This window comes from Bradyrhizobium sp. UNPA324 (assembly GCF_006658635.1).
GTDB lineage: Bacteria > Pseudomonadota > Alphaproteobacteria > Rhizobiales > Xanthobacteraceae > Bradyrhizobium > Bradyrhizobium nanningense.
In genome coordinates this window covers 7,027,140-7,054,104 of record NZ_LFJD01000004.1, presented here as the reverse complement: position 1 = coordinate 7,054,104, position 26,965 = coordinate 7,027,140, and the positions used below count along the sequence as shown (strand labels likewise).

Sequence of the window (26,965 nt, the reverse complement as noted above, 5' to 3'; positions counted from 1 at the left end):
CCATGCGTCTTTCGGATATCGTCCTGCTCCTCAACACGCTCTGGTTCGTCGGTGCCTTCGTCCAGTTCAGCATCGCGCAAACCAACACGCTGAAGATCTTGCTGCCGCGGGAAGAGCGGAGCAATCCGATCGCGCCGACCCTGGCGGCCAGCGTTGCGTTCCTGGGCGGAATGAACCTGCCGATCGGGCTGTTGTCGTTCTACCTCTTGGCGGCACGTCCGTCCTTCTTCCAGCCGGTCGAGGCGCAGCTCGTGCTGTTCCTGTTTTTTGCCGCCTGCCATCTCAGCCAGTTCGCCTACAACCTTCCGGTGCTGATGCGCGGCGGCCGGGTCGGGGTGGCGTACTGGCCGGTGCTGAAGGGCCCGATGCTGCGGATCTTCGTCATCGACGCGGGTCTGTTCGCGGCCAATCTCGCAGTGGCGCTTCTGCTCGCGTCGCGTTTCTAATTATCGCGACGGCGCTGCCAGGGCCGACCGCAGCATCGCGGCAAGCTGCTGCCTTCGGAACGGCTTTGTCAGAATGCGGGCGTTGATCCCGTCCGGCGTCTTGACCGGATCCTGGCTGTAGCCCGAGGTGAAGAGCACCTTGAGATCGGGCTGCAGCGCCGTTGCCTGTCTTGCGAGTTCCGGCCCGAACATGCCGCCGGGCATCACGACGTCGGTGAGCAGCAACCGGACGTCGCCGCTCTGGTGCAGCAATTCCAGCGCTGCGGGCCCGTTCGATGACGTGATGACGCGGTAGCCGAGCGTCCTGAGCTCGTTCTCGACATAAGCGCGCACCATGTCGTCGTCTTCGACGAGGAGAATGGTCTCGTGTTCCGCTTGTGTGACGATCTGCTCCGCGGGCGGCAGATCTTCGCCTGGCTGTGTCGCGAGACGGGGAAAGAACAGCCTGACGACACTGCCTTGTCCCGGCTCGGACTGCATTTGCACGAGTCCGCCGGATTGTTGTGCAAACCCGTACACCATGCTGAGGCCAAGGCCGGTCCCTTTGCCGACCTCCTTGGTCGTGAAGAACGGCTCGAAAGCGCGGCTCGCCACGTCGGGGCTCATGCCGCTGCCGGTATCCCTGACAGCCACCATGACGTAGTCTCCGGGCCGCGGCTCGCCGTTGACGTCGAGGTCGGATTCACCGAGCGAGCTGTTGCGGACCTCGACCGTCAGCTTGCCGCCTTCCGGCATCGCGTCGCGCGCGTTGAGCACGAGGTTGAGCACGGCGGTTGCCAATTGGCCGGGATCGACGCTGGCCAGCCACAGATCCGGCGCGAACGTGAAGCTGCACTCGATGTGCTCGCCCAGGGTCCGGCGCAACAGCTGCTCCATGCCGAGAATCTTTTCGGCGATGTCGATCTCTCTCGGCCGGAGCGGCTGCTTGCGCGCGAAGGCGAGCAGGCTGCGTGTCAGGTCAGAACCGCGCTCGGCGGCGGTCGCGATGTCGCCGGCGATCCGCTGCAATTCGCTATTGCCCGCCAGCCTGTCGGCAAGATGCTCCGAATTGCCGAGAATGACGGTCAACAGATTGTTGAAGTCATGCGCCACGCCACCGGTGAGCTGGCCCATGGCTTCCATCTTCTGGGACTGGCTGAGCTTGTGGCTGAGATCCGCGATGGCGGCGCGTTGCTGCTCGAGCGACTCGGCGGTAGCGTTGAGCAGGGTCATCAATCCGCCGAGTTCGCCGCGTGGATGGGGCGTTGGAATTCGTGCGTTGAGATCGCCGCGCCCGAGCCTTTTCGCCATGACGGCGAGGCGCCCGACCTGCCGCCCGATGCTCACGGTCGTGAGGATCCATAAGCCGCCCAGGAGCAGCAGCGAGGCCACCGCGAGAATCGCCATGTCCTCGTAAAGCCGGCGGTTGGCCGCCGCGACCAGTCCGTCCTTGGATCGGCCGACCAGGATGTAGAGGCCGGCCTTGCGGATCGACGGCGAGCGGGCAACCCCCCAGATCTGCGTGTGGCCCCGGCGGTCAGTGACCTCCCGAAACGGCTCGCCATCGGGCGCTACCGCGAAGCGGAACAGGTCGGAGCCCGCAATGGATCCGCCGACGGGCTCGCTCCAGCCGCCGCCCTTGGGGGCGACGACAACCGTGCCCTTGGCGTCGACGAAGAGGATGTCCTTCTCGGCGAGCAGTCGCTTGTCGTGAAATTCTGCGAATTTGTTCAGGTTGAAGGACGCGAGCAGCACGAACTTCAGCGCGCCCGTCTCTGATCGCACGGGATAGGCGATCTGGAGCACCGAGAGTCCGGTGAGGCGGCCGAACACCGGTTCGACCGCGACGACGCCTTGAAGGCCCTTGACCTCTTTGAAATAGCCGCGGTCGTTCAGGTCGAGCGTGCGGTTGGTCCGCAGCGAGTCGCAGAACAGGTGGCCGTCGGGATCGATCGTCAGGATACCCGTGAACTGCGGATATTCCTCGCGGACATCCGACAGAAACGCCGAGCACGCCGCCTTGTCGCGGGTGTCGAGGTCGCGGGCACGGGCCAGCCCGTAATGAAGCTGGGCGGTGCCCTGGATTTTCTCGCTTAAGTCGCTCGCGATGTCGTCGGCGGATGCGGCCAGATTGGCCAGCGCCGCGTCGATCTCGCTGGCCCGGTTCTGCATGAACCGCAGCCCGACCAGGATCGCCGGCACGAGCATGGCCGCGATGACGAGGATCAGTAACCGGGTACGCAGGCTCATCTGTTGGGCGGTCCGTCCTGATCGTCACGCGCGCTGGTTCGAAGGTAAAACTTGCGGACGATTGCCTGCTCAGTCCATAGAAATCTGCTCGAAAATCGCACAGAAGACTAAAGAATTCGAGGCGCCGCCTTGTCACCTCCGGGGGCTGGCGCCGCTCTCTTCCGTCATCCGGTATCAAGTTGCGCCTGCGCGCGGCCACGCTAATATCGTGCTCAATCTGCGCGCGACGAAAGATCGCGCCGATCTGCGGAGGATGCTGATGTCCATCTCGGGCAAGGTCGATCCGGTAGTGCGTCCCGTCGCGGCGACCGACATCGCCGAGGCGCTGGTCGAGGGGCTGCGCGATTTCCAGGCGCTGCCACTTTACGGTCTCTGCTTCGGCGCGCTCTATGCCGCCGGCGGCATCGCCATCATGCTGTGCTTCACCGCCTTCGGCATGGTCTATCTCGTCTATCCCCTGGCGGCAGGCTTCGCGCTGATCGGACCGTTCGTGGCGATCGGCCTCTACGAGGTCAGCCGCCGCCGCGAGCGCGGCGAGCCGGTCTCCTTCGGCGCGATCTGGTCCGCCGTGCGCTCGCGCAGCGAGATCGGCTGGATGGCGTTCGTCACGCTGTTCGTGTTCGTGGTCTGGATGTACCAGGTGCGGCTGCTGATCGCGCTGCTGCTCGGCCTGCACGCCTCGTTCTCCAGCCTTCAGGAATTCATGACCGTGGTTCTGACCACGAATGAGGGCCTGCTGTTCCTCGGCATCGGCAACGCGGTCGGTGCCGTGCTGTCGCTGATCCTGTTCTCGCTGACCGTGGTGTCGTTTCCGCTGCTGCTCGACCGCGAGGTGGATTTTGTCACGGCGATGGTGACGAGCGTGCGCGCGGTGGTGACGAGCCCGCTGCCGATGATCTCGTGGGCCGCCGTGATCGTGATGCTGCTCATCGTCTCGGCGCTGCCCTACTTTCTCGGGCTGATCGTGACGCTGCCGGTGCTCGGGCACGCGACCTGGCATCTCTACAGGCGGCTGGTGGCGCCGGTGCCGTAACCTCGATGTCGTCCCGGCGAACGCCGGGACCCATACCGCGTGATCTATCCATTGGAGTTGGCAGAAGTACCGAACGACGAATCTTCGCCAAACCTCTCCCTGTGGTTATGGGTCCCGGATCGGCGCTTCGCTTCGCTGCGCTTGTCCGGGACGACAGCTGGCTTTGTAGCGTCTACGGCGTCTTGATCCCCATCGCCTTCAATGCTTCCAGCATCTTCACCGGCGGAGACATCTTGATTTGGGGCGCCTTGCCTGTCTCCAGCAGGCTCTTCAATCCAGAGAGGATCGCGGGCCAGCCGGTGCGGCCGCCGGAAAGGATGTCGTCGCTGAGCTCGCGGTCGTGGCGTTCGCTCATGGTGAGGCGGACGGCTTCGCCGGCTGGCTCGATCTCGTAGGTGACGAGCGTGGTACCGAGCTTTGCGACGAGGCCCGGCCAATTGACGTTCCAGCTCACCGTGAGCTTCCTCGGCGGATCGTATTCGAACACTTCGCCGGAGATATGCTCGGAGCCGTCGGGTGCGCGCACGATGAAAGTGCCGCCGAGCCTCGGCTCCATCTCCACCGCAAAGCCGGAGAAATACTTTCGGCTGAACTCGGCCGAGGTCAGCGCCTCCCACACTTTCTCCGGCGTGGAGGCGATGTAGATGGTGTAGAGGCTCAGCGGCTTGAATTGATCGAACTTCATCACGCAAATCCTTCGATGCCGAGCGCGGCGGGCGGGATCTTCGGCGCCTTGCCGGTTTCCAGCAGGCTCTTGAGCCCGGAGAGAATGGCGGGCCAGCCCTTGGAGATGCCGTCGAGCAGCTTGCTGCCCGTGGTGAAGCCTTCGTGCGTCACCGTCAGCTTCACGAGATTGCCGTAGGGCGCCAAAGTGAAGACGACTTTGGTCGCCGCCTCGTTCCGCATCTCCTCCATCAATTCGTGCTTGAACGTGTAGGAAAGCCGCCGCGGCCGATCGGCCTCGAGGATCTCGCCGGTGTCCGTGACCTTGCCGCCCATCACGAGGGCAAAGGGCGAGCCGACCTTCCAGTCGGATCTGACTTCGGTGTCGAACCAGTATTGGCGCGTGAACGCGCTTGACGTCAGCGCCTCCCACAGCTTTTCCGGCGTGGTCTCGATATAGGTCACGTAGACGAATTCCGGCTTACTCATCGCGCTTCTCCAACTGGCGTTTCAGCTCGTCGAGCGCGGCGAGCTTGCCGCGCTCGAATTTCTTGATCCAGCGTTCGCCGATCTGATGGATCGGCACCGGGTTGAGGTAGTGCAGCTTTTCCCGGCCATGCCTGATGGTCGTGACGAGGTTGGCCTCCTCCAGAACAGCAAGGTGCTTGGTCACGGCCTGGCGCGTCATCGCAAGGCCCTCGCAGAGTTCGTTGAGCGTCTGCCCGTTCCTGGCGTGAAGCCGGTCCAAGAGCGAGCGTCGTGATGCATCGGCGAGCGCTTTGAAGACCTCATCCATGGCAACGATAATAGGCAACCAAATGGTTGCATGTCAAGATGGTGCCTTTGGCGCGCGCGAGCGGCCGTGCTAGCCTTTCATCTCAGCCAACGCAGATTGGTTCCGGGAGAACTTTCATGTTCCGTCGCGTTTCACTTGCTGCCGCCCTTGTCCTTTTCGCTTGCAGCACCGCGGCCGAGGCTCAGAAGCAAACCGTCGGCGCGCCGCCTGAAGCGTCCAACATGAAGCTCGTCGGCACCAGCGACCTCCAGGCCCGCAGCGCCTATCAGCCGACCATCCATCACCAGGGCGATCGCTGGATCGCCTATATCGGCCATCACGGCGGCACCGACGACGTGCCCGCTCCCGTCAACCCGATGACGGGCAAGGCCGAGCCGAACGGAACCTCGATCGTCGACGTCACCGATCCCGCGCGCCCGAAATATCTGCGGCATCTGCCGGGGCAGGAGGGCAAGTATGAATCCGGCGGCGCGCAGATGGTGCGGATCTGCGACGGCAAGGGGCTATCGAAGGGCGATCCCAACGCGGTCTACATGCTCAGGACCTTCGGCAGCGAGGCGCATGAGATCTGGAACGTCACCGACCCCGCCAGTCCGGTGCTCATCGCGCGCATTGGCGGGTTGAAGGACACGCACAAGAGCTGGTGGGAATGCGACACCGGCATTGCCTATCTCGTTTCGGGCGCGCCGGACTGGCGCACGCGACGCATGACGCAGATCTATGATCTCTCCGATCCCGCGCATCCGCAGAAGATCCGCGACTTTGGTCTGCCGGGCCAGGAGCCCGGTTCGACCGGCGCGGTGCCGACCGAGTTGCACGGGCCGATCTCGACCGGGCCCGATGGCAACCGCGTCTATTTCGGTTACGGCACCAACAAGGGCGGCATTTTGCAGATCGTCGACCGCGACAAGCTCCTGAACGGGGCGAAGGAGCCGACGCCGGACAATCTGCGCTATCCCGAGATTTCGCGTCTGCCGATGTCCGCCTTCAATGGCGCGCACACCACGTTCCCGATGCTCGACATGCCCATCGCCGAATTCGCCGAGGACAAGGACGGCAAGACCCGCGACATCGTCATGATCGTGGACGAGGCGATCCTCAACGAATGCGGCGAGGCGCGGCAGATGGTGTGGTTCGCCGACGTCACCACCGAGACGCGGCCGACGATGATCTCGAGCTACACCGTGCCGGAGGCGAGCGGGCAGTTCTGCCAGCGCGGCGGCCGGTTCGGCTCGCATTCCTCCAACGAGAGCATGGCGCCGGTCTATTACAAGAAGATGGCCTTCATCGCCTTCTTCAATGCCGGCGTGCGCGCGCTCGACATCCGCGATCCCTATCATCCGAAGGAAGTCGGCTACTTCATTCCGTCGATCACCAGTGCGACCGACAAGCGCTGCATTCCCATCGAAGGCGGCGAACGCTGCAAGGTGGCGATCCAGACCAACAATGTCGAGACCGACGACCGTGGCTACATCTATATCGTCGACCGCGCCAATACCGGCCTGCACATCCTCGAGCTGACGGGACCCGCGCGCGCAGTTGCCGGCCTGCCGAAGGGCTGACGATGCGGCGCGTGGCGATGATCGCAGGCCTGGCCATTGCGTTCGGTGCGTCCGCCGTCGGCGCCTATCAACTTGCACCGCCAGCGCAGGAATCGGCGCATTGGCGCGAGATCGCGTGGCCGTTTCCCCGAGACGGATGGCCCGGGGGCCGGGCATTCCGCTGCGACGGCGTCTGCGTGGGTGCCGAGCTCTACGTCCGCGCCAAGCGCGGCTTCTGCAACTGCGACACGGGCGTCGCCGATGACGACGAGGTCGATCGTGTCGCCGACATCGACCTTATCAGCCCGCGCTTTGCGGCGGTGGCAGCCGGCGCGATTGTGAGGGTGAGCGCCATGCAGGGCCGCATCAGGCATTATGGCCTCGTCATGCCTGATGGCACCCGCCACGCCGCCGCCGGGATCGCGCTGTCGCGTCGCTGCGACCTGCTCGTCGCGGTAGCCCAAGGCGCGGGCGATGCGAACACCGTGCAACGCGAGGCGCTGCTGTTTCTGGAAACGCCGGAGATGAGGACATGGGCGACGGCGGCATTGGATGGAAGGTGAGGGGACGCACGATCTCCCTACGTCTCCGCTGTCATCGCCCGCGAAAGCGGGTGATCCAGTCCTCCGCGGCGGACTCGGGAATACGGAAAGGCCGCGGCGTACTGGATACCCGCCTTCGCGGGTATGACACCGGTGGTGAGACAGAGAGATTGCGCTCATCCGGCTTCCGTTCCCGCCTCCGCCATGCATTAATATCCCAAACCGCTCTCAGCCGAGTCCTCCCATGATGTCCATGCAAGCCTATTTCGCCTTCGTCGCCGCCTGCATTGCGCTGGCGCTGCTGCCGGGGCCGATCGTCACCCTCGTCATCGCCAACGGCCTGCGCCACGGCACGCGTGCCGCGCTGACCAACGTTGCCGGTGCGCAAGCCGGCCTTGCCATCGTCATCGGCATCGTCGCGGTCGGCCTGACCTCGCTGATGGCGACCATGGGCTACTGGTTCGACTGGGTGCGCTTTGCCGGCGCCGCCTATCTGGTCTGGCTCGGCATCAGGCTGATCTGGGCGCCGGTCGAAGGCGTCAATGTCGACGAGCCGCCGGTGCCGCCGCGCGGCGGCTTCTTCCTGCAAGGTTTTCTGGTGCTGCTGTCGAACCCGAAGGTGCTGGTGTTCTTCGGCGCCTTCATCCCGCAGTTCATGGACATGAACCAGCCGCACGTTCCGCAAGTCGCGCTGCTGGGCGCCACCTTCATGGTCACCGCCGTGATGACGGATGCGCTCTACGCCATCGCCGCCGGCCGCGCGCGAAAGTTCTTCTCGGCGCGCCGCACGCGGATGATGTCGCGGATCTCCGGCGGCTTCATGATCGGCGGCGGCATCTGGCTGGCGCTGACGCGGGCGAAATAACCGCTTCCGGGCCGGTTTGGGTTGAACCCCTCGCCGCGGCGATGCGTCCAATCGGGCATTGCCGCTGACGAAGGATTTTTGCCGTGCCCGATTTGCCCTGGTCCGTCTATGCGATGCTGCTCGCGCCACTTGGACTTCTCCTGGTCGCAGCCATCGTCAAGACCTGGCAGGCCCGCGAGGCGCGAAGCTGGCCGCAGGCGCCGGGCAAGGTCGTCACCTCGGTTGCGGAGGTGCGCGAGGTCAGGGTCTCCGACGACGACCGCGAGGAAGGCTATCGCCTCGAGAAACGCAATTTTGCAAATGTGACGTATGAGTATGCGGTCGGCGGCCGCAAGCTGCGCTGCAACCGCATTTCGATCGGCGAGGACCTCGGTAATTTCCAGGTCGCCGAGAAGCTGGCGAAATATCCCGCCGGCAGCATCGTCACCGTCTACTACAATCCCCGCCATCCCGATCAGGCCGTGCTCGAGCGCGATCTGCCCAAGGGCCTGTGGGGCTGCCTCGGTACCGGCACGGCGATCGTGCTGGTCATCGTGTTCGGCTCTGCGTTCGGTTTCAAGCAGAGCTACGACTTCCTCGCTCACCATATCGGGCGGCCGGATCTTGCAGGCCTCGTCGTCGGCTTCGGAGCGTTTGGGCTCGCTATCGCGCTGATGGGACTTGCCGTGCGGCGGCAGGCCTCGCTGGCCAAGCGCTGGCCGGTAGTGCCGGGCACGATTAAAGTGTCGGCGATGGAGCAATATTACGAGGCGAGCGAACCCGGCGAAAGTCGCGGCCACGAGATGTTCGGCAAGCGGGTGACTTACAGTTACAGCTATCAGAACGTCAGCTACACCAACGAATGCGCGCGCGTTGCGACCGCATTGACGTCGGATCGCGACAAGATGCTGGACAAGCTCCTGTCGCGCTACAAGGACGGCGCGAACGTCCGCGTCAGCGTCAATCCCGACAACCCGGCCGAAGCAACGCTCGACGCGCGCGGCGATGGCCGTGTCGCCTGGGTGTTGTGGGGCATCGCCGCCGTCTTTGCCGCGCTCGCGCTATTCGTAGCGACGCGAGGCGGCTAATCGACCAGCGACGCTGCTCTCAATTCGACCTCGATCTCGGCAAAAATCCGCGCCAGCCGCTCGGCCCATTGCTGTTGGCCGGATTGATCGGCAATGAGATCCTGGCGGATCTCGATGCCCGTGTTGACGAGGCCACGGCCTTCGCCGTGGACGGGAATGGTGTAGTCGGTGTGATCGTTCACCGCATAGGGCTCGTTGTCGCCGACGACGAGATCGCTTTCGGCACGTAAGTGTTTGAGCAGCAGCTGCGGTAGCACGGTGTCGCGGTTATACAGGGCGCCGATGTGCCAGGGCCGCGCGACGCCGGCATAAACAGGGGTAAAACTGTGCAGCGACACCAGCACGGTCGGCCGCTCGTCGTGCAGGCGGCGGTTGATCGCGGCTTCGATGCGGTGATGATAGGGCTCGAAAATCTCGCGCCGCCGCGCCGCGCGCTCCTCGTCCGAGATGCCCTCGTTGCGCGGGATCGCGGTGGCCTCTGAGATCACGGGGATCGAGCTCACGGCGCCGGCGGGGCGGTTGCAGTCGATCACGAGCCGCGAATAGCGCTGCGCGATCAGATGCGCGTCCAGCATCTCGGCGAGCCGCTCGGCGACGCCGGCAATGCCGATGTCCCAGGCGATGTGCCGCGTCAGCTCCGCCTCGGCGACGCCGAGGTCGCCGAGCGCGCGCGGCAGCACCCGCCCGTAATGATCCGAGGTGAGCAGAAACGGCGATGTTCCCACCGCATTCACCTCATGCACTGGCGGAATGTCGTCCTCGCCGAGCAGTTGATCGGTCGCCTCGGCCGTATGCAGGTCCATCCTGATTGCCTATGAAACGATTACGTGTCTAAACGGAGTAACGATATTGCAACGACGTCGCAACGTTAGAACAGCATGACCTCCGATCGCCTCTTCGTCTACGGCACCCTGATGCGCGGCTTCGACCATCCGATGGCGCGGCTGCTGGCGGGACACGCGGATTTTCTGGGTGAAGCGACCTGCCGTGGCCGGCTCGTTCTGGTGAAGCATTATCCGGGATTGCTGCTGTCGGAGGCGGCCTCCGATCTCGTCCATGGCGAACTCTTTCGGATGCGCGTGCCTGACGAGCTGCTGCGCGAGCTCGACATGTACGAAGCGTGCGGCGAAGGCTTTCCCGAGCCGACCGAATATCTGCGCCGGCTGGTCGAGGTGACATTGCCCGACGGCACCACGGAGAAGGCCTGGACCTACGTCTATAACTGGGCCGTCACCGATCTGCCGCGCATCGAGTCCGGGCGCTTTCTCGAGCACTAGTTATTTTCGAGCCTGATATTCTCGGAAAACCGCTTCGCACTTTGCGCTAACGCGGCCCTCCGCGTCCGGATCATGCTCTAAGCCGACAGCACTTCCTTCACCACGCGCATGTCGACCTCGCGTTCGACGTAGCTCCACTCCTCGGTCCGCCTGAGCATCGCAACCAGCTCCTCGAACAGCGAGGCATGCGCGGGGGCGAATTCGAACCAGGTGAGGAAATCGAAGGGCTCGCCGAGGTCGCGGCAATGATAGAGCTGGCGCGCGATCGCGGGCAGGAAGCGAAGACTGCTCGCGATATGGTGCGATCTGTCCTCGAAAATCTTGCGCCGCTCTTCCTGCGTCAGCTCCCACCAGGCCTGCGACTTGCGGATCGGGATCAGCGCCGCGGAGGTCGCCTCGGGACGGCCGAGCCCGGCCTGCACGGCGACAAGCTGTTGCTTCTCGGCCCGCTCGGTGTAGCGCAAGCTGCTGGCAACGCCGACCAGCCGCCAGGCATTGCGCGAGGGCACCAGCGGCAACGACACGGCCTCGCTGTCGGTCACCGACAGCGCAGGGACGAAGGGCAGGGGCTCGCCCGTCACTGCTACAATCGAGGTCACCCGCCAGCCCCCGCTCTGGCCGCCTCGAAACGTCCTGAACATGGCCTATGGAAGCGTGGAACCGGGCGCGGTTCAAGTGGCTCGTCATCTGGGGACCACCCGTCCCGTCAATCCTGAGGCGCTCACACTGCGAAGCAGTGGGAGCCTCGAAGGATGAATCGGCCCGGATGCCGCCGGGCCGCCGCCCTTCGAGGCTCGCCGAAGAGGCGAGCACCTCAGGGTGACGGATCGAGGGCCTGTGAACAGCGCGCATAATCCTCACAAACCTGACTTTTAGGCCCGTTGTCCCTATATCCCTGATCCTTCGCCCGACTCGAACGCTCGGCTAAACTCACCCCATGCGCTTCACGCCCCAGTTTCTCGACGAGCTTCGTGCCCGGCTTTCGGTCTCCGAAGTCGTGGGTAAGCGCGTCAAGCTGAAGAAGGCGGGGCGGGAGTGGAAGGGGCTGTCGCCGTTCCAGCAGGAGAAGACGCCGTCCTTCTACGTCAACGACCAGAAGGGTTTTTACCACGACTTCTCCTCCGGCAAGCACGGCGACATCATCAGCTTCGTGATGGAGACCGACGGCCTGCCGTTCGCGGAGGCCGTGGAGCGGCTCGCGGGCATGGCGGGGCTGGCGCTGCCGGCGGTGACGCCGGATGCGGCCCGGCACGAGCAGCGGCGCCGCACGCTGCATGACGTCATGGACCTCGCCGCGACCTATTTCGCGGAGACGCTGGCCTCGCGCGTCGGTGCCAAGGCTCGCGGCTATCTCGCCGACCGCGCGATCTCGCCGGCGACGCAATTGCAGTTCCGCCTCGGCTATGCCTCGCCCGATCGCTTCGCGCTGAAGGAGCACCTCGGCAAGCTCGGCATCTCCGTCGACGACATGGTCGAGACCGGCCTGTTGATCGGCGGTGACGACATTCCCGTGCCTTACGACCGCTTCCGCGATCGCGTAATGTTTCCGATCACCGACTTACGCGGCCGCGTCATCGCTTTCGGCGGGCGCGCGCTGGAGAAGGACGTTCCGGCCAAATATCTGAATTCGCCGGAGACGCCGCTCTTCCACAAGGGCGACAATCTCTACAACCACCAGACCGCGCGCAAGGCGACGCATGATGGCGCATCGCTGATCGTGGTCGAAGGCTATGTCGACGTCATCGCCATGGTCACTGCGGGTTTTGCAGGCAGCGTCGCGCCGCTCGGCACCGCGCTGACCGAGAGCCAGCTCGCGCTGCTCTGGAAGATGGCGGACGAGCCGATCCTCTGCTTCGACGGCGACCGCGCCGGCCAGAAGGCGGCCTATCGTGCCGCGGACCTCGCGCTGCCTTTCCTCGCGCCTGGCAAGAGCCTTCGCTTCGCGCTGCTGCCGGAGGGGCAGGACCCCGACGATCTCGCCCGCTCCGGTGGTCGCGCCGCGATTGAGGAAGTGATTGGAGCGGCCCGTCCGCTCGCCGACATGATCTGGTCGCGCGAGCTCGAAGGCGGCAACTTTGCTACGCCCGAGCGCCGCGCCGCGCTGGAGGCGCGCATCAAGGAGCTCACCAACGGCATCCGCGACGAGGTGGTGCGGCGCTATTATCGCGACGAGTTCGTCGAGCGGCTGCAGCGCACCTTTGCTCCCGAAGGCGGGCGCGGCGGCTTCGGCGGCCGGGGCAATTTCCGCCAAGGCCAAGGCGGTGGCGGCCGTCCCTTCCAGCAGAGGGGCGGGGGGGCGAATCGATTCGGCGGCCAAGGATATGGTGGAGGCTTCGGTGGCGGGCGCCGCGGGCCGCCTGGCCCCACTCCGCTACCGTCAGGCCCCTACCAGGCAGCCAGCCCCCAGCTGGCGGCCAGTCCGATCATGAAGGGTCAGCGCAGCGCCATCTCCCGCCGGGAGGCCCTGATCCTGCAATGCCTGATCAACCACCCCTGGCTGCTGCACGACCACCTCGAGGAGGTCGCCGCCCTGGAGCTGGCCCATCCCGAGGCCCACAAGCTCAGGGCGGGCGTCATCGCCGCCTTCGCCAACGACCATCACCACTCGCCTGACCCCGAGGAGCAGGCCGAGAAGATGCGAGGCGATCTCGCGAAGGGGGGATTTTCGCAAGTTCTTCAAAGGGTTGAAAACGGAATCACCACCGCCGCGGTATGGGGCGCGCGCGAGGGCGCGGCGCGGGACGATGTTCTTGCGACCTGGCATCAGCTGGTTGCCTTGCATCGGCAATGGCATTCACTACTTAGAGAGCTGAAGGACGCCGAGCTGGCCTTGGGGGAGGACCCCAGCGAGGCCAATCTGGCATGGCTGCGTGACGTCAAGGCTCGGATAGGCGAAGTCGACGGCACCGAAGCCCTGATCGAGGGTTTTGGCGAGCTGTCTGGTCGGTTCCAGAAGAGCATGTGATGAAAGAATCATGCGGACGGCCGGGGCCGGAACCGCTAAAAGACTCGCCAAATCCTGGGTTTGGCGGCAAAAACAGGGTTAATCGAGGCTTAACGGTCTTGTAGCACTTTGGCCACCAGGCGGCCGCAGGCAGAACAGACGCGTCAGGACAGAATCCGCGCAATCGCTGTTGGCACTACACCTGCATCCGCTGCGACAAAGAGGCTGACGAAGCGTTAGGCAATTCCGGCGAGAGAAAGTTGGGGGTGGCGAGAGACATGTGCGCCGCCCTTTCCGTGTCGAGAGCTGCCGAAGCGAGAGCGTCGAGCAACAGGTTCATGTGAATTCAGGCAGGCGCTGCGAAGCGCCTCGCATGAAGCGCGTTTAGGAGCAATGGATGGCCACCAAGGCAAAGACGCTGCAGGCGAAGGACAAGGAAAAAGACGACAAGGCAGCGGACGCGCCGGAGAAGGATTCCCAGGACGCGCCCTCGCCGTTGCTCGATCTGTCCGACGCGGCCGTGAAGAAGATGATCAAGCAGGCCAAGAAGCGCGGCTTCGTGACCTTCGATCAGCTCAACGAAGTCTTGCCGTCGGACCAGACCTCGCCCGAACAGATCGAGGACATCATGTCGATGCTCTCGGACATGGGCATCAACGTCACCGAAGCCGACGACAGCGAAGGCGAGGAAGAGAAGGACGAGGGCGAGGACGAGACCGATAACGAGCTCGTCGAAGTTACCCAGAAGGCCGTCACCGAGGTCAAGAAGAGCGAGCCGGGCGAGCGCACCGACGATCCCGTGCGCATGTATCTGCGCGAGATGGGCACGGTCGAGCTCTTGTCCCGCGAAGGCGAAATCGCGATCGCCAAGCGCATCGAGGCCGGCCGCGAGGCGATGATCGCAGGGCTGTGCGAAAGCCCGCTGACCTTCCAGGCCATCATCATCTGGCGCGACGAGCTCAACGAAGGCAAGATCTTCCTCCGCGACATCATCGATCTCGAAGCCACCTATGCCGGCCCCGACGCCAAGGGCGGCATGAACAATGCGATGATCGCCGGCCCCACCGGCGAGGCCGGCGAAGCCCCGGCCGAGGGTGGTGACGCCGCCTCCGCCGCTGCGCCCGCGCATGTCGCCCCGCCGGCCGCGCCGCCGTCGCCGACCCCGTTCCGTGCCGCAGCTGCGCCAGGCGCAGCCGAAGGCGAGGAGAAGGATCCGGGCGAGGCCGCCGCCGAGTCCGACATGGACGACGACGAGTTCGAGAACCAGATGTCGCTCGCCGCGATCGAGGCCGAGCTCAAGCCTAAGGTGGTCGAGATCTTCGACAAGATCGCCGACAGCTACAAGAAGCTGCGCAAGCTTCAGGAGCAGGACATCCAGAACCAGCTCCAGAACGAGTCGCTCTCGCCGCACCAGGAGCGCAAGTACAAGAAGCTGAAGGACGAGATCATCGTCGAGGTGAAGTCGCTCCGCCTCAACCAGGCGCGTATCGATTCACTCGTCGAGCAGCTCTACGACATCAACAAGCGCCTCGTCTCGCATGAGGGCCGCCTGATGCGCCTTGCCGACAGCCACGGCGTCGCGCGCGAGGACTTTTTGCGCAACTACACCGGCTCGGAGCTCGATCCGCGCTGGCTCAACCGCGTCTCGAAACTGTCGGCCAAGGGCTGGAAGAACTTCGTCCACCACGAGAAAGACCGCATCAAGGACCTCCGTCACGAGGTGCATCAGCTCGCAGCCCTAACCGGCCTCGAGATCGTCGAGTTCCGCAAGATCGTGCACTCCGTGCAGAAGGGCGAGCGCGAAGCGCGCCAGGCCAAGAAGGAGATGGTGGAAGCCAACCTCCGTCTGGTGATCTCGATCGCCAAGAAGTACACCAACCGCGGCCTGCAGTTCCTCGACCTGATCCAGGAAGGCAACATCGGCTTGATGAAGGCAGTCGACAAGTTCGAGTATCGCCGCGGCTACAAGTTCTCGACCTACGCCACGTGGTGGATCCGGCAGGCGATCACCCGCTCGATCGCCGACCAGGCCCGCACCATCCGCATCCCCGTGCACATGATCGAGACGATCAACAAGATCGTGCGCACCTCGCGCCAGATGCTCAACGAGATCGGCCGCGAGCCGACCCCGGAAGAGCTCGCCGAGAAGCTCGGCATGCCCTTGGAGAAGGTCCGCAAGGTCCTCAAGATCGCCAAGGAGCCGCTGTCGCTCGAGACGCCGGTCGGTGACGAAGAGGATTCACACCTCGGCGATTTCATCGAGGACAAGAACGCGATCCTGCCCATCGACGCCGCGATCCAGTCCAACCTGCGCGAGACCACCACGCGCGTGCTCGCCTCGCTCACCCCGCGCGAAGAACGCGTCCTGCGCATGCGCTTCGGCATCGGCATGAACACCGACCACACGCTGGAAGAAGTCGGTCAGCAGTTCTCGGTGACCCGCGAGCGTATTCGCCAGATCGAAGCGAAGGCGCTAAGGAAGTTGAAGCATCCGTCAAGGAGCAGGAAGCTGCGGAGCTTCTTGGACAACTGAGCGCGGACATCGATTCCAAGCAAAACGGCGGGCCAAGGCCCGCCGTTTTTGCTTTAACCCTCATTCTCGCTCCGTCATTGCGAGCGAAGCGAAGCAATCCAGAATCTTTCAACGGACTCAGTCTGGATTTGCTTCGCTACGCTCTCAATGACGTGGATAGGGCTGCCGCCCTACTTCTTCTTCACCCCGACCCGCTCGATCCGCTTGATCTCCAGCGCCGGGCGGCCGCTCTTTTCGGCGATCTCGCGGTCCTGCTCCATGATGAAGGCGCGGGCGGGTTCGTCGCCGTCGAGGCCGCCGAGGAGTTCAGCGGGCACGCGGCGGTTGGAGCGCTGGGAATCGTCTTCATAGACGACGTTGAAGAAGGCGAATTCGCCTTTGGGATTGGTTCCGGGTTTCTTGGCCATGGCGGCTTGTCGTCGATAGATGCGCCATAGTCAAATGACTTTGCGTGGCCCCGGGGGCCGGGGCGGAGCCGTGGCCGCGGACCGCTGCATCAGAGACCCTTGTCTCAACAACCGCTCGCTTCAATAAACGGCGGGCCGAAGCCCGCCGTTTATTTTTGGTCTTTAGCGTCGCCCGGGGCTGGTGGGGCGACAACCTAAAATAGAAGACTATAGAAGGCGCCCTGCGATGGCAAGGCAAATCGTGGCGGCGTTGATGTCGCAGCGAGCGCATCAGATATGCGTCGGCTGCGATGTGTGATGTGGAAGCACATCGAAGCAATTGTTTGGATTGTCAAACCACTTGGTTCATCTTCGCGCCCTCGCGCCGCGCGCGTGTGGGGCGCGCTGTCGTCGGAACGTGCGCTGGCCTGCGACGTGCTCCCGCTTGCATGCAGATGATGTGATCCAACGCGCGAAAGCGAGTTCCATTGCGGTGCGTATCTCATTGCGAGCGCGTGCGCCGCGCCATCTCCTGCACGGCGAGCCGCGATCCGTGGCCGCCGCCTCTGCCGCTATCCTCCTTGCGCCCCTGCGCCATGATCGCGCTGCCCATCGCGACCGAGCCGAAGGTGACGAGGAAGGAGGCCAGCAGCAGCGCGAGCGCGATGCCGGGCGAGGTATCGGCGAAGATCAGCTCGCGCAGATGTCCGGGATTGAGCCAGAGCAGGCCGCCGACGAGAATCGTCGCGGCGCAGGCGCCGATCGCAAGGTTGATAGCGAGCAGGCGGAACAGGGGGATGCGGAGGAGGGAGCGGGTTGGTTGACGGTTGGACATGGCTGATTGCTTCATGCGGGCTCAACACAGTGGCCGATCGCGCGGCGGCGCGGCGCAAGCAACGATATCATAGCCGCAATTCTCTCATCCGTCATTCCGGGGCGCGACGAAGTCGCGAGCTAGGATGCGCAATTGCGCATCATAGTTCGCGCTTCCGCCTTCGCTCTGCGAGCTACGGCGGACGAGCCGCGCGCCCCGGAATGACGAGAGGAAAGTGCGGCGATACCATTCGCCCTCACGCCGCCGGCGCCGTCCGGCCGGCAGCCTCGCGCTCCTGCGCCGCCTGCTGGCGCTCCATCATGGTCTGCCAGAGCGTTGCGATGCTCACTTGCGTCTGCGGCGCGATCAGGCAGTGGCCTTCATTGTCGAAGCCGCAGAACCGCACCGATGGGTCCTTTTTCACCTCCGTCAGCGCCTGGTTGATCATCTCGAGACACGTGATGACCCCATTGATGTCGGGCAGGCGGGTGTGATGCAGGATGTCCATCAGGCGGAATGTCATCACCGCGGGCTGGCCGAAGCTGATTCCGGGACGGCCGAGCTCGAGCAGCACGTTGACCGCCGGAAGCACGCCCCTGATGTGCTCGAGCACGCCGGCGACGTCCTCCACGCTGCAGGCGACGAGATGGGACGCCTGGGGCGGGATCGTCACGGGCGCGCGCGGCGCAAGACCGAGCGAACTGATCACCTCCTGCTCGATCCATTGCCGCACCGCTGCGGGCGCATTGCGGATCTGCTCGGCGGTCAAGGTAATTCCGGTCATGGGACACTTCTCCTGGCGGTGGCTCTCCTGTCCGGTGCAATCTAGGAAGGGTAGCGTGAGACAGTTTGATGCGGATCAAGCCTCGCCCTTCAAGCCTTGTCCTTCAAGCCGTGCCTCCAAGCTTTGCGCTTCAAGCTTTGCGCTTTGACCCTCGCTGCTTTCCCGGGCATGATCCGCGCGCGGCTTCGCGCCGGTTTTTTCAGGGGATTGCTCCATATGCTGAGACTGCTTCTCGCCGCCGCGTCCGTCCTTTGTCTGGCCGGCGGCTCGGCGCAGGCCGCGCGCTGCGGCGGCGACTTCAACAGCTTCGTCGCCACCATGGCCCAGGAAGCGCAAAGCGCCGGCGTCTCGGCGAGCGTGACCAACGCTGCGCTCAGCGGTGTCACCCCCGACGGTGCGGTGCTCGCCTTCGACCGCCGCCAGCGCCACACCTTCAACAAGACTTTCGAGCAGTACGTCTCGACCCGTGTCGGGTCCGGCCGCATCAATGGCGGCCGCGCGCTTCTGCAGCGCCACGCCGCGCTGCTTTCGCGCATCGAGCAGCAGTTCGGCGTGCCCCGGTATATCCTGGTTGCGATCTGGGGCCTGGAGAGCGATTTCGGCAAAGGTGACATGGGCAAGATGCCGGTGATCCGTACGCTGGCGACGCTGGCGCATGATTGCCGCCGCACCGATCTGTTCCAGGGCGAGCTGCTCGCCGCCCTCAAGATCGTGCAGCGTGGCGACCTGCCGCTGCGCGACCTCATCGGCGCCTTCGCCGGCGAGATCGGCCAGACCCAGTTCCTGCCGTCGTCCTACATCAAATACGGCGTAGATTTCGACGGCGACGGCCATGTCGACCTCCGCCACAGCGTCCCCGACGTGCTCGCCTCGACCGCGAACCTGCTCCACACCAGCGGCTTCAAGATGGGCCAGCCCTACGGCGAAGGCACCGCCAATTTCGAGGCAATGCGCGAGTGGAACAGGGCGGTGATCTACCGCAAGACGATCGGCTATTTCGCCGATCGGCTGGCGGGGCAGTGAGGCGGGCGCTGAACTCGTAGGGTGGGCAAAGGCGCACTTGCGCCGTGCCCACCGTTCCGGAAGTGGTGGGCACGCTTTCGCTTTGCCCACCCTACGACAGCACCGAACGCGGCGACGCCGTCGCGTCCCTCACTCACGTTCCCTTCGCCATCTTCTCCAGCCGCCGCTGCAACGGCGCCCAATACGTCCCCGGGCGGAAGCGCTGCAAGAGGTCCATGAAGCGGGCGTCGTTGCCGATCAGGATGCGCGGCTCGTTGTTTTCGATGCCCTTGATGATGCGCAGCGCGGCGTCTTTCGGCGTGGTCTTCGCTGCGTTCTCGAACCGCTCGATCGACTGCGCGCGGCGCGCATTGTCGGTGACGCCGACGCCGGTACGGGAGTTGCGCGCGATCGCGGTGGCGACACCGCCGGGATGCACCACCGACAGCCTGACCGGGCTTCCCGCGACGCTGAGCTCATGCCGCACGCTCTCGGAAAAGCCCCGCACCGCGAACTTCGCCGCCGCATAGGCCGACTGTCCCGGCGGCGCGATGATGCCGAAGAGCGAGGAGAGGTTGACGATGTGCGCCTCAGGCCTCGTCTTCAGATGCGGCAGGAAGGCGCGCGTGCCGTGCACCACGCCCCAGAAATTGATGTCGAACAGCCAGTCCATCTGCGCCTGGTCGATCTCCTCGAACGAGCCCATCAGCGCCACGCCGGCATTGTTCACGACGATGCCGAGCTCCGGATGCGCGGAAGTCGCCTCGGCCGCGAACCGCGCGATGTCGGCGGGCTCGGCGACATCGACGCGATGGACGCTGACCTTGCGGTCTGGTCCGATCTCCGCAGCCAGCGTCTTCAGCCCGGCCTCGTCGCGATCGGCGAGCGCCAGATCGCAGCCCCGCCGCGCAAGCTCGATGGCGAGCGCCCGGCCGATGCCGCTGGCGGCTCCCGTGATGGCGGCGGCCCCGCGAATCGCTGTCATGATGTGCCCCGTCAAGTTTCCACAGATGGAACTATGCTTTACATTTTTTCAGAATGGAACCGAACCACACGCGAATTTCCTCCTTAACTTACGTTAGGCAAGCGAGCATTGGAGACGCCGATGGGACAAGCGCAACCATTCCGTGCCACCGCGCTGATCGTGGAAGACGACGTCATGCAGCGCGAGATGCTATGTCTCCTGCTCGAAGAGAGCGGCTACCAGGTGATCCAGTGCGAGAGCGCCGAGGCCGCCGAGCGCGTGCTCGAGAAGAGCGCCGGCGCACTCTGCCTGATGCTGACCGACGTGCAACTCGCCGGCCGCATGAACGGGGTCGAGCTCGCCCATGTCGCCAAGGACCGCAATCCCAGGCTCGACGTCGTCGTCACCTCCGGCCGCCCGCTGATGCAGCCGCTGCCCCAGGGCGCCAAGTTCTGGGCAAAGCCCTGGGCGCCGCTCGACGTGCTGCGCGAAGCCGAACTCGCGCAACTGTCCTGACTATTCTCAATCCGTCATCCTGAGGTGCGCGCGCTGCGGCGCGATAGCGTCGTAGCGCAAGCCTCGAAGGATGCACGGCCGAGCGGCAGCTACACCCGGGCCGTCGCCCTTCGAGACTCGCCGAAGAGGCGAGCACCTCAGAGTGACGGTCTGAGACTGAAGGCTTGAGGCCTGGCTTTCTCAGCGCGGGGCGGGCTGCTAAGGTCCGCCCATGTCCTGGTCCTTCCTGCTCACCTCGCTCATCGTCGTCGCCTCGCCCGGCACCGGCGTGCTCTACACGCTGGCTGCGGCGCTGACGCGCGGCTCGCGCGCCAGCCTGGCCGCCGCCTTGGGCTGCACGCTCGGGATCGTGCCGCATATGTGTGCTGCGATGCTGGGGCTCGCCGCCGTGCTGCACACCAGCGCGCTCGCCTTCTCCGCGCTGAAATGGGGCGGTGTCGCTTATCTGCTCTGCATGTCCTGGCAGGCGCTGCGCGAGAGCGGGGCGCTGGCGGTCGAGGGCGGCATCAGCGAGCGTTCCAGCGGCCGCGTCATCGTCACAGGCTTTCTGATCAACATCCTCAATCCAAAGCTGTCGATCTTCTTCCTCGCCTTCCTGCCGCAATTCATCGCCGCGGACGAGGCCCATGTGCTGGCGCGCATGCTGGAATTGAGCGGTGCCTTCATGGCGATCACGTTCGCGGTGTTCGTCGTCTACGGTCTCTGTGCGGCCTCGGTACGCGAGCACGTCATCTCCCGCCCCCGCGTCATGGCCTGGCTGCGCCGCAGTTTTGCGGCAGGTTTTGCCGCGCTCGGCGCCAAGCTGGCGTTTGCGGAGCGGTAGTCTCCGGCCAATAAAAAAGCGGGCCTCATGCCCGCCACAACCCTCTTCCCGACGCCCGGGCGGAGCGAGGCTCCACCCGGGCAAAGAACAAGCCTCGTTACTTCTTCTTCGCCTTCTTGGCCTTTTTCGCCTTCTTCTTCGTCGCCTTCTTCGCTTTCTTAGCCATAGGATCCTCTTAAGGGTTAATGGTGAAACGCGACACGAGGGATGCTCGGCGGAGGGCCAGCCTCGCAACATCCTCGACGACAAACTCAGCAGATTCGCAGCTTCCTGCCCCGCACTGTCACATCGGCGTCATCGCGTTATCCACAGCTCAGATGCATTTTTGGGTGATTTTGACGCGCGAATCCGCTTTCGCCGCGGATCCGCTGGCAGAAGTGTTTGCTTAACGATGCCGGAATCCGTTCGCGGGATTCATCAATCCAAAACCAACGCCCGAGTTTGCGCGATTGCGGTGAGACTCCATTAAGCGCGTCGCGCGCATGGTCCTCCGCAAGACACGGGGGCGGGTATGTACGGACGTTTGCCAAACGAAGAGGGCGGGACCAGGCGCGTCCCGCAGTCGCCATGCTGAGCGTGCCGACACTCTGGACCGTCATCGTCATCAATTTCCTGGCGCTCGGCCTGGTCTGGGCCTATGTGGCGCGCGCCTATCCCAAATTCGAGGCGGCGCGGTACTGGACGGCGGCCGCGGTGCTGGCCGCATCGGGCGCGGCGATCTCGATGCTGCGCGACGTGATGGACCCGTGCTTTCCGCTGATCGGCGGCGGCGGCGTGATGATCTTTTCGTCGTGGCTCGCCTGCATGGGTGTGGCGCGGTTCTATCACCGGCCGGTATCCTGGGCGGCGGCGATCACCAATTCGCTGTTCTGCACCGCCGGTCTTGCGTTCTTTCTGGTCGTCGCCGACAACATGCCGATGCGGGTCGTGATCTACTCGCTGGCTCAATCGACGCCGATCGTGCTGACGCTGCCGCTGCTGCTCGGCCAGCAGAACGGGCGGGAAAATCCCGGCGCCCGGCTCGCCGCGATCGTGGGATTTCTGCTTCTGTCCATTCACGCCGTCCGCTCCGGCGCGGCACTGTTCGGCTATGGCGGCGCCATCACGGCGATCAACTTCAACGGCTTGCAGTCGCTGATGATCCTGCTCCTGGTGTTTCTGGCCATGGGCTGGAATTTCGCCTGCCTGCTGATGGCGATCGAGCGGCTGCGCAACGAGGTCGCCGATCTCGCGCTGCTCGACGATCTCACCGGCGTCGCCAATCGGCGGCATCTGTTGCAGCGCCTGACCGAGGAATGCGCCCGCTCCGAGCGCAGCGGCGCGCCGTTCTCGCTGCTGGTGATCGATCTCGACGGCTTCAAGGCCATCAACGACACCCACGGCCATGCCGCCGGCGATGCCTGCCTGAAGCACTTCACCCTGATGGCGCAGACCCGCCTGCGGCCCGGCGACATGCTCGCCCGCACCGGCGGCGACGAGTTCTGCGTCGTGCTGCCGTCCTCGTCCTTGCGCGAGGCCGCCGCGATCGCCCGCCGCGTGCTCGAGGTCTGCCGCCAGGATGCCGAGGCCTGCACCGGCAGCGAGATCCCGATCGCGATCTCGATCGGCGTCGCGCAGTGGGATCGCGGCATCGGCGCATTCCCGGACCGCCTGATGGCCAATGCCGACCACGCCCTCTATGCCGCCAAGAAGAACGGCAAGAACGACTTTGCCGTCTACGATCCGGTGCCGCCGCTGTCGCCTGAGCCGATCGGCCGGGACCAGAGCCAGCGCACGTTCGCGTAAGGCCGTGCTACATCAGCGGCGGTGATGGGATATCGCATGATGATTGCTCGCCTGCCCGCGGTCGCCCTGGCCGCCCTCCTTTTGATCGCCCCTGCCACTGCCGAGGACGCCGAGCTCGCAAAGCTGGCGCGTGCCTCCGGCTCGCCCGAGATAGCCGGCCTGAAGATGGTCTGGCTGGCGCCATGGGGTGACGTCCGCAATGCAAGACCCTGGCGCAACATCATCGTGCACCAGACCGAAGGACCGGCGGGCTCGGCGCGCGGCGGCGCGGCGGAGCAGGCTAAGAACCCGGCCCGCCGCGGCGTCACGGTGTGGGTCGAGACCGATGGCACGGTCTATTGGGCGGTCGCGGAAAACCTGGTGCCGACCCATGGCGACGGCGCCAACCGCAACGACAACAAGTACATCGACAACGGCGCGACCTATCGGCAGGTGGTGCGCGACAATTCGATCGGCGTCGAGTTCGCCGGCAATTATCCCGACGTCGCCGCAGGTCCAACCGAGGCGCAGGTCGCAGCCTGGAAGATCCTCGTGAAGGTGCTGCGCACGCGCTACGACATCCCCCTCGACCGCGTCTACGCCCACAACTGGATCGATTACAAGGACGCGCGCTATTGCGAAGGCTGCTGGCTCGCGACCCTGGCGCGGATGTGGGGGGAGTAGACGGCATTCGGGCAACCGGTGGCCGAAGCCGCCGGCGCCGAATGACCGACGTGAACGAGACACCCTCCGTTCAGGATCGTAAGTTCACACCGGCTGCGACATCCAGCCGAACAGTCGCCGCATCAGGCCCGGCCGCCCCGGCAATTCCGGCGGCTCGTCCGCGGCCAGCACGCGTTTGAAGAAGTAGTCCAGGAACACCATGTCGTTCGGCTCGGTGACGGTGAAGGACTCCTCGCCGAAGAACACGCTGTAGCTATAGAAGAACGGCCCCATCAGCGGGATCGTCGCTGTACCTGCATAGTCCTTGGAGATCACGAACTCCGACGGCTCGAGTCCGTGCTCGCGCATCGCTTGCTCGACCAGCGGCAGCTTGCGCATGAACTGGGCTGAGAAGCCGCCGACGGTGGATTGCAGGATGATCGACACGGTGTCCGTCCTATCGATGCTGTCGGTCCCATCATTTACGTCGGTCGACCGGCAGCGTGGGTTCATGGTGGGCTGGTCCTACGTCGGACGAGGGACGGGGATTGTGATGTCGCGCATGACAGCCACGACCAAAGCTGTCATCGCCCGGTTCAACCGGGCGATCCAGTATTCCAGAGGCGGGCAGGCGGGCGTTGAAGATCTCGCTCTTGCCATGAGCGCCGCGGCGTACTGGATGCCCCGCCCCCGTGCGCAATGCGCACCAGGCGGGGCATGACACCGAGAGGGGGCCGCGCCGTGCCTTATTCGAACTGAACATCGCCTAGCCAACAAAAAAGCCGGCGTTGCCGCCGGCTTTCTGTCTTTCGATCCGCCAATCTCTCTTCGCGGCGAAGCCCGCTTAGTGCGCGGCTTCTAGCGCGGCCTGTTCGGCCCTTGCGATCGTGCCCTTGACCGCGGACTGCACCTTCTCGAAGGCGCGGACCTCGATCTGGCGGACGCGCTCGCGCGACACGCCGAACTCGGCGGCGAGGTCTTCCAGCGTCATCGGCTCATCGGCGAGGCGGCGGGCCTCGAAGATGCGGCGTTCGCGCGGGTTGAGCACGCCCATCGCGCCATTCAGCGCGTCACGGCGTTCGTCATATTCCTCGTGCTCTGCCAGCATGGCTTCCTGGTTCGGCGTGTTGTCGACCAGCCAGTCCTGCCATTCGCCGGCTTCGCCGTCGTCGCGGATCGGTGCGTTGAGCGACGCGTCGCCACCGAGGCGGCGGTTCATGTCGATCACGTCCTGATCGGTGACGCCGAGGCGTTTGGCAATGATCTTGACCTGGTCGGGGCGCAGATCGCCTTCGTCCAGCGCGTTGATCTTGCTCTTCGCCTTGCGCAGGTTGAAGAACAGCTTCTTCTGGTTCGCGGTGGTGCCCATCTTCACGAGCGACCAGGAACGCAGGATGTACTCTTGAATCGACGCCTTGATCCACCACATGGCGTAGGTGGCGAGACGAAAGCCCTTCTCGGGTTCGAAACGCTTCACCGCCTGCATCAGGCCGACATTGCCTTCCGAGACGACCTCGGAGATCGGCAGGCCGTAGCCGCGATAGCCCATGGCGATCTTGGCCACGAGGCGGAGATGGCTGGTGACGAGTTGGTGCGCCGCGTCGCGATCGTCATGCTCGCGCCAACGCTTGGCGAGCATGTATTCCTGCTGGGGTTCCAGCATCGGGAACTTGCGGATCTCGGCGAGGTAGCGAGATAGGCCGGATTCTCCATTGAGGACCGGCAAAGCAGCGGTACGGGCCATAGTGCGCCCTCCAAAGGTTCAGGCCCCCGATAGCGGCGGGCCAGGCAGACGACCGCTGTGTCAAAGCCGGTCGGGCTGCGATGTTCCGCGTTGGTCATTTCCAACGCAGGCGCAATATACCCTATCGGGGGGCAAAAAGGGAAGGATTGCTGACGTCACGTCCCCGTGTGGCAGCTATAATCTTTTGTAATGTAACGCTTTTCTTAAAGGGCCTGCGTCATAGCGCCGCCTTCAGGGCGCTTTGAAGGAGAAGCAAATCCTCCGGCAGAGGCGCCTCCAAGTGCAGTAATTCTCCTGTCCGCGGGTGCTGCAATACCAGCAGGTAAGCATGTAAGGCCTGCCGTCCAAGTGCGGCGAGGGCGGCTTGCGACTTGGGGCCGAGCTGGTTGGCCTTGGTCTTGAAATGCGGGCCATAGACGGCATCGCCCATCAGGGGATGGCCGATATGGGCGAGGTGGACCCGGATCTGGTGGGTGCGCCCGGTCTCGAGCTCGCAGGCGAGCAGCGTCGCGATCGGCTTGCCGTCGCGGCCGTTAAAACTTTCCAGAATCTCCCAATGCGTCACGGCCTCGCGGCCGCCCTGACGTACCGCCATCTTCTCGCGCGCATACGGATGGCGGTCGATCGGCGCATCGACGGTGCCGCGATGCCGGCCCGGCACACCCCAGGCAAAGGCCATGTAGCCGCGCCGCATCTCGCCGGTGCGGCCATGATCGGCGAATTGCGCGGATAGCGAGGCGTGGGCCATGTCGTTCTTGGCGACCACCATCAGCCCTGTCGTGTCCTTGTCGAGCCGGTGCACGATGCCGGGCCGGCGTACCCCGCCGATGCCCGACAGCGAAGAACCGCAATGGGCGATCAACGCATTCACCAGCGTGCCGGTCTCGTGGCCGGCGGCAGGATGCACCACCAGCCCCTTCGGCTTGTTGAGAACGACGATGTCGTCGTCCTCGAACACGATGTCGAGGGCGATCTCCTCCCCCTTCGGCTCCGGCGCAGCCGCCTCCGGCACGTCGATTATGATCGTATCGCCGGGACTTACATGATAAGCGGGATCGCGGACCGCGGAGGCCTTCAGGTGTACTGCGCCCGCCAGGATCAGGGCTTTCAGCCTCGATCGCGACAGGTCGGTGAGGCGCGCCGCCAGCACGCGGTCGAGCCGGGCCGAGCCCTCGTCACCGGCGACGACAACCTCCAACCTTTGCGCAGAGCCAAGACTTTCCATGACGACGTCTGATACCGCTGTTCCCGAACCGACCCCCGAGCAGGCCGCGCTGTTCGCGCGGGTGCGGCGGATGATGCTGATCGCGGGGTTGACCACGGCGCTGGCGATCTGCGCCGTTTTGATCGCGGTGGGCTACCGCCTTTTCAAGTCGGAGGGAAGGGCGGCTGAACCCGGCGGCGACGTCACCGCCATCTTGCCCAAGGGCGCCAGGATCGTCTCGACCGGGGTCGCCGGCGACCGCCTCGTGGTCACGCTGGATCTCGGCGGGGTCATCGAGATCCGGACCTTCGACGCCCATACCCTGAAGCCGGCCGGACGGCTGAAATTCGCCAATGAGCCGTAAA

Annotated in this window: 29 protein-coding genes; 16 read left to right on the top strand and 13 right to left on the bottom strand. The window is 64.7% G+C overall.

Features of this window, described 5'->3' with window-relative positions:
* Positions 1-2 precede the first annotated feature (2 nt).
* Complete coding sequence (locus UNPA324_RS33815) at positions 3-446, top strand: hypothetical protein (protein WP_128920054.1); 444 nt, start codon at positions 3-5, stop codon at positions 444-446.
* Here the strand turns inward: UNPA324_RS33815 and UNPA324_RS33810 are convergent, their stop codons facing one another.
* Positions 447-2,675, bottom strand: a complete 2,229-nt coding sequence (locus UNPA324_RS33810) for an ATP-binding protein (protein ID WP_141938389.1) — start codon at positions 2,673-2,675, stop codon at positions 447-449. It abuts the gene before it with no gap.
* A gap of 259 nt (positions 2,676-2,934) precedes the next feature.
* Between UNPA324_RS33810 and UNPA324_RS33805 the strand changes: the two genes are divergently transcribed.
* The gene (locus tag UNPA324_RS33805) at positions 2,935-3,708 is read left to right on the top strand and encodes a DUF2189 domain-containing protein (protein WP_128920052.1); all 774 of its coding nucleotides are present in this window, start codon (positions 2,935-2,937) and stop codon (positions 3,706-3,708) included.
* A 172-nt stretch (positions 3,709-3,880) separates the two neighbouring features.
* Here UNPA324_RS33805 and UNPA324_RS33795 read toward each other — a convergent pair whose 3' ends face one another.
* Genes UNPA324_RS33795 through UNPA324_RS33785 form a run of 3 tightly spaced genes read right to left on the bottom strand, consistent with a single transcriptional unit; the run spans position 3,881 to position 5,167 of the window.
* Positions 3,881-4,393 carry an SRPBCC family protein gene (locus tag UNPA324_RS33795; protein ID WP_141938387.1) on the bottom strand — a complete coding sequence of 171 codons (513 nt, stop codon included), beginning with the start codon at positions 4,391-4,393 and terminating at the stop codon, positions 3,881-3,883.
* Positions 4,393-4,860, bottom strand: a complete 468-nt coding sequence (locus tag UNPA324_RS33790; RefSeq protein ID WP_141938385.1) for an SRPBCC family protein — start codon at positions 4,858-4,860, stop codon at positions 4,393-4,395. Before UNPA324_RS33790 ends, UNPA324_RS33795 begins: the two co-directional genes overlap by 1 nt.
* A complete protein-coding gene (locus UNPA324_RS33785) occupies positions 4,853-5,167 on the bottom strand; it encodes an ArsR/SmtB family transcription factor (RefSeq protein WP_141939169.1) in 315 nt (104 codons plus the stop codon). Before UNPA324_RS33785 ends, UNPA324_RS33790 begins: the two co-directional genes overlap by 8 nt.
* 116 nt (positions 5,168-5,283) lie before the next feature.
* On the opposite strand from UNPA324_RS33785, the gene UNPA324_RS33780 reads away from it, so the two are divergent.
* From UNPA324_RS33780 to UNPA324_RS33765, 4 genes are all read left to right on the top strand, one after another.
* Complete coding sequence (locus UNPA324_RS33780) at positions 5,284-6,729, top strand: LVIVD repeat-containing protein (RefSeq protein ID WP_141938383.1); 1,446 nt, start codon at positions 5,284-5,286, stop codon at positions 6,727-6,729.
* Positions 6,730-6,746: 17 nt separating this feature from the next.
* On the top strand, positions 6,747-7,271 hold the full coding sequence (locus UNPA324_RS33775; RefSeq protein WP_430641930.1) for a hypothetical protein: 525 nt from the start codon (positions 6,747-6,749) through the stop codon (positions 7,269-7,271).
* Between the two features lie 223 nt (positions 7,272-7,494).
* A complete protein-coding gene (locus tag UNPA324_RS33770; protein WP_181769618.1) occupies positions 7,495-8,115 on the top strand; it encodes a LysE family translocator in 621 nt (206 codons plus the stop codon).
* An 83-nt stretch (positions 8,116-8,198) separates the two neighbouring features.
* A complete protein-coding gene (locus tag UNPA324_RS33765) occupies positions 8,199-9,182 on the top strand; it encodes a DUF3592 domain-containing protein (RefSeq protein ID WP_141938381.1) in 984 nt (327 codons plus the stop codon).
* On the opposite strand, the gene UNPA324_RS33760 is transcribed toward UNPA324_RS33765, so the two are convergent.
* Positions 9,179-9,985, bottom strand: coding sequence for an N-formylglutamate amidohydrolase (locus UNPA324_RS33760; RefSeq protein ID WP_128920045.1), 807 nt, complete (start codon positions 9,983-9,985; stop codon positions 9,179-9,181). The genes UNPA324_RS33765 and UNPA324_RS33760 overlap by 4 nt on opposite strands.
* A gap of 75 nt (positions 9,986-10,060) precedes the next feature.
* Here UNPA324_RS33760 and UNPA324_RS33755 point away from each other — a divergent pair, with 75 nt between their 5' ends.
* Positions 10,061-10,459: a gamma-glutamylcyclotransferase family protein gene (locus UNPA324_RS33755; protein WP_141938379.1), complete on the top strand. Its 399-nt coding sequence runs from the start codon at positions 10,061-10,063 to the stop codon at positions 10,457-10,459.
* 77 nt (positions 10,460-10,536) lie between these two features.
* On the opposite strand, the gene UNPA324_RS33750 is transcribed toward UNPA324_RS33755, so the two are convergent.
* A complete protein-coding gene (locus UNPA324_RS33750; RefSeq protein ID WP_141938377.1) occupies positions 10,537-11,100 on the bottom strand; it encodes a chlorite dismutase family protein in 564 nt (187 codons plus the stop codon).
* A gap of 296 nt (positions 11,101-11,396) precedes the next feature.
* On the opposite strand from UNPA324_RS33750, the gene dnaG reads away from it, so the two are divergent.
* Positions 11,397-13,424 carry a DNA primase gene (gene dnaG, locus UNPA324_RS33745; protein WP_128920042.1) on the top strand — a complete coding sequence of 676 codons (2,028 nt, stop codon included), beginning with the start codon at positions 11,397-11,399 and terminating at the stop codon, positions 13,422-13,424.
* 376 nt (positions 13,425-13,800) lie between these two features.
* Positions 13,801-15,936: an RNA polymerase sigma factor RpoD gene (gene rpoD / locus UNPA324_RS33740; RefSeq protein ID WP_128920041.1), complete on the top strand. Its 2,136-nt coding sequence runs from the start codon at positions 13,801-13,803 to the stop codon at positions 15,934-15,936.
* Between the two features lie 170 nt (positions 15,937-16,106).
* Here rpoD and UNPA324_RS33735 read toward each other — a convergent pair whose 3' ends face one another.
* The 3 genes from UNPA324_RS33735 to UNPA324_RS33725 form a co-directional block, all read right to left on the bottom strand.
* Entirely contained in the window at positions 16,107-16,343 is a 237-nt protein-coding gene (locus UNPA324_RS33735) for a hypothetical protein (RefSeq protein WP_128920040.1), read from the bottom strand.
* A 481-nt stretch (positions 16,344-16,824) separates the two neighbouring features.
* Positions 16,825-17,157, bottom strand: a complete 333-nt coding sequence (locus UNPA324_RS33730; protein ID WP_128920039.1) for a hypothetical protein — start codon at positions 17,155-17,157, stop codon at positions 16,825-16,827.
* Positions 17,158-17,392: 235 nt separating this feature from the next.
* Positions 17,393-17,920 (bottom strand): hypothetical protein, encoded by a 528-nt coding sequence (locus tag UNPA324_RS33725; RefSeq protein WP_128920038.1) that lies wholly within the window; start codon positions 17,918-17,920, stop codon positions 17,393-17,395.
* A 216-nt stretch (positions 17,921-18,136) separates the two neighbouring features.
* On the opposite strand from UNPA324_RS33725, the gene UNPA324_RS33720 reads away from it, so the two are divergent.
* A complete protein-coding gene (locus UNPA324_RS33720) occupies positions 18,137-18,943 on the top strand; it encodes a lytic murein transglycosylase (protein WP_141938375.1) in 807 nt (268 codons plus the stop codon).
* A 133-nt stretch (positions 18,944-19,076) separates the two neighbouring features.
* Here the strand turns inward: UNPA324_RS33720 and UNPA324_RS33715 are convergent, their stop codons facing one another.
* Positions 19,077-19,907, bottom strand: coding sequence for an SDR family NAD(P)-dependent oxidoreductase (locus tag UNPA324_RS33715; protein ID WP_128920036.1), 831 nt, complete (start codon positions 19,905-19,907; stop codon positions 19,077-19,079).
* 120 nt (positions 19,908-20,027) lie between these two features.
* Here UNPA324_RS33715 and UNPA324_RS33710 point away from each other — a divergent pair, with 120 nt between their 5' ends.
* From UNPA324_RS33710 to UNPA324_RS33695, 4 genes are all read left to right on the top strand, one after another.
* Positions 20,028-20,402, top strand: coding sequence for a response regulator (locus tag UNPA324_RS33710; RefSeq protein WP_141938373.1), 375 nt, complete (start codon positions 20,028-20,030; stop codon positions 20,400-20,402).
* 211 nt (positions 20,403-20,613) lie between these two features.
* Positions 20,614-21,225 (top strand): LysE family translocator, encoded by a 612-nt coding sequence (locus UNPA324_RS33705; RefSeq protein ID WP_141938372.1) that lies wholly within the window; start codon positions 20,614-20,616, stop codon positions 21,223-21,225.
* A gap of 567 nt (positions 21,226-21,792) precedes the next feature.
* Positions 21,793-23,010 (top strand): GGDEF domain-containing protein, encoded by a 1,218-nt coding sequence (locus tag UNPA324_RS33700; RefSeq protein ID WP_141938370.1) that lies wholly within the window; start codon positions 21,793-21,795, stop codon positions 23,008-23,010.
* Between the two features lie 36 nt (positions 23,011-23,046).
* Positions 23,047-23,673 (top strand): peptidoglycan recognition protein family protein, encoded by a 627-nt coding sequence (locus tag UNPA324_RS33695; protein ID WP_141938368.1) that lies wholly within the window; start codon positions 23,047-23,049, stop codon positions 23,671-23,673.
* 84 nt (positions 23,674-23,757) lie between these two features.
* Here the strand turns inward: UNPA324_RS33695 and UNPA324_RS33690 are convergent, their stop codons facing one another.
* Entirely contained in the window at positions 23,758-24,099 is a 342-nt protein-coding gene (locus UNPA324_RS33690; protein WP_128920032.1) for a hypothetical protein, read from the bottom strand.
* Here UNPA324_RS33690 and UNPA324_RS33685 point away from each other — a divergent pair.
* Positions 24,089-24,373, top strand: coding sequence for a hypothetical protein (locus UNPA324_RS33685; protein WP_141938366.1), 285 nt, complete (start codon positions 24,089-24,091; stop codon positions 24,371-24,373). The two genes, UNPA324_RS33690 and UNPA324_RS33685, sit on opposite strands and share 11 nt — an antisense overlap.
* Before the next feature lie 123 nt (positions 24,374-24,496).
* Here UNPA324_RS33685 and rpoH read toward each other — a convergent pair whose 3' ends face one another.
* Together rpoH and UNPA324_RS33675 are read right to left on the bottom strand one after the other, a co-directional pair.
* On the bottom strand, positions 24,497-25,396 hold the full coding sequence (gene rpoH, locus UNPA324_RS33680; protein WP_018318222.1) for an RNA polymerase sigma factor RpoH: 900 nt from the start codon (positions 25,394-25,396) through the stop codon (positions 24,497-24,499).
* Between the two features lie 217 nt (positions 25,397-25,613).
* Positions 25,614-26,621, bottom strand: a complete 1,008-nt coding sequence (locus UNPA324_RS33675) for an RluA family pseudouridine synthase (RefSeq protein WP_141938364.1) — start codon at positions 26,619-26,621, stop codon at positions 25,614-25,616.
* Here UNPA324_RS33675 and UNPA324_RS33670 point away from each other — a divergent pair.
* Complete coding sequence (locus UNPA324_RS33670) at positions 26,620-26,964, top strand: hypothetical protein (RefSeq protein WP_141938360.1); 345 nt, start codon at positions 26,620-26,622, stop codon at positions 26,962-26,964. The genes UNPA324_RS33675 and UNPA324_RS33670 overlap by 2 nt on opposite strands.
* Position 26,965 lies beyond the last annotated feature (1 nt).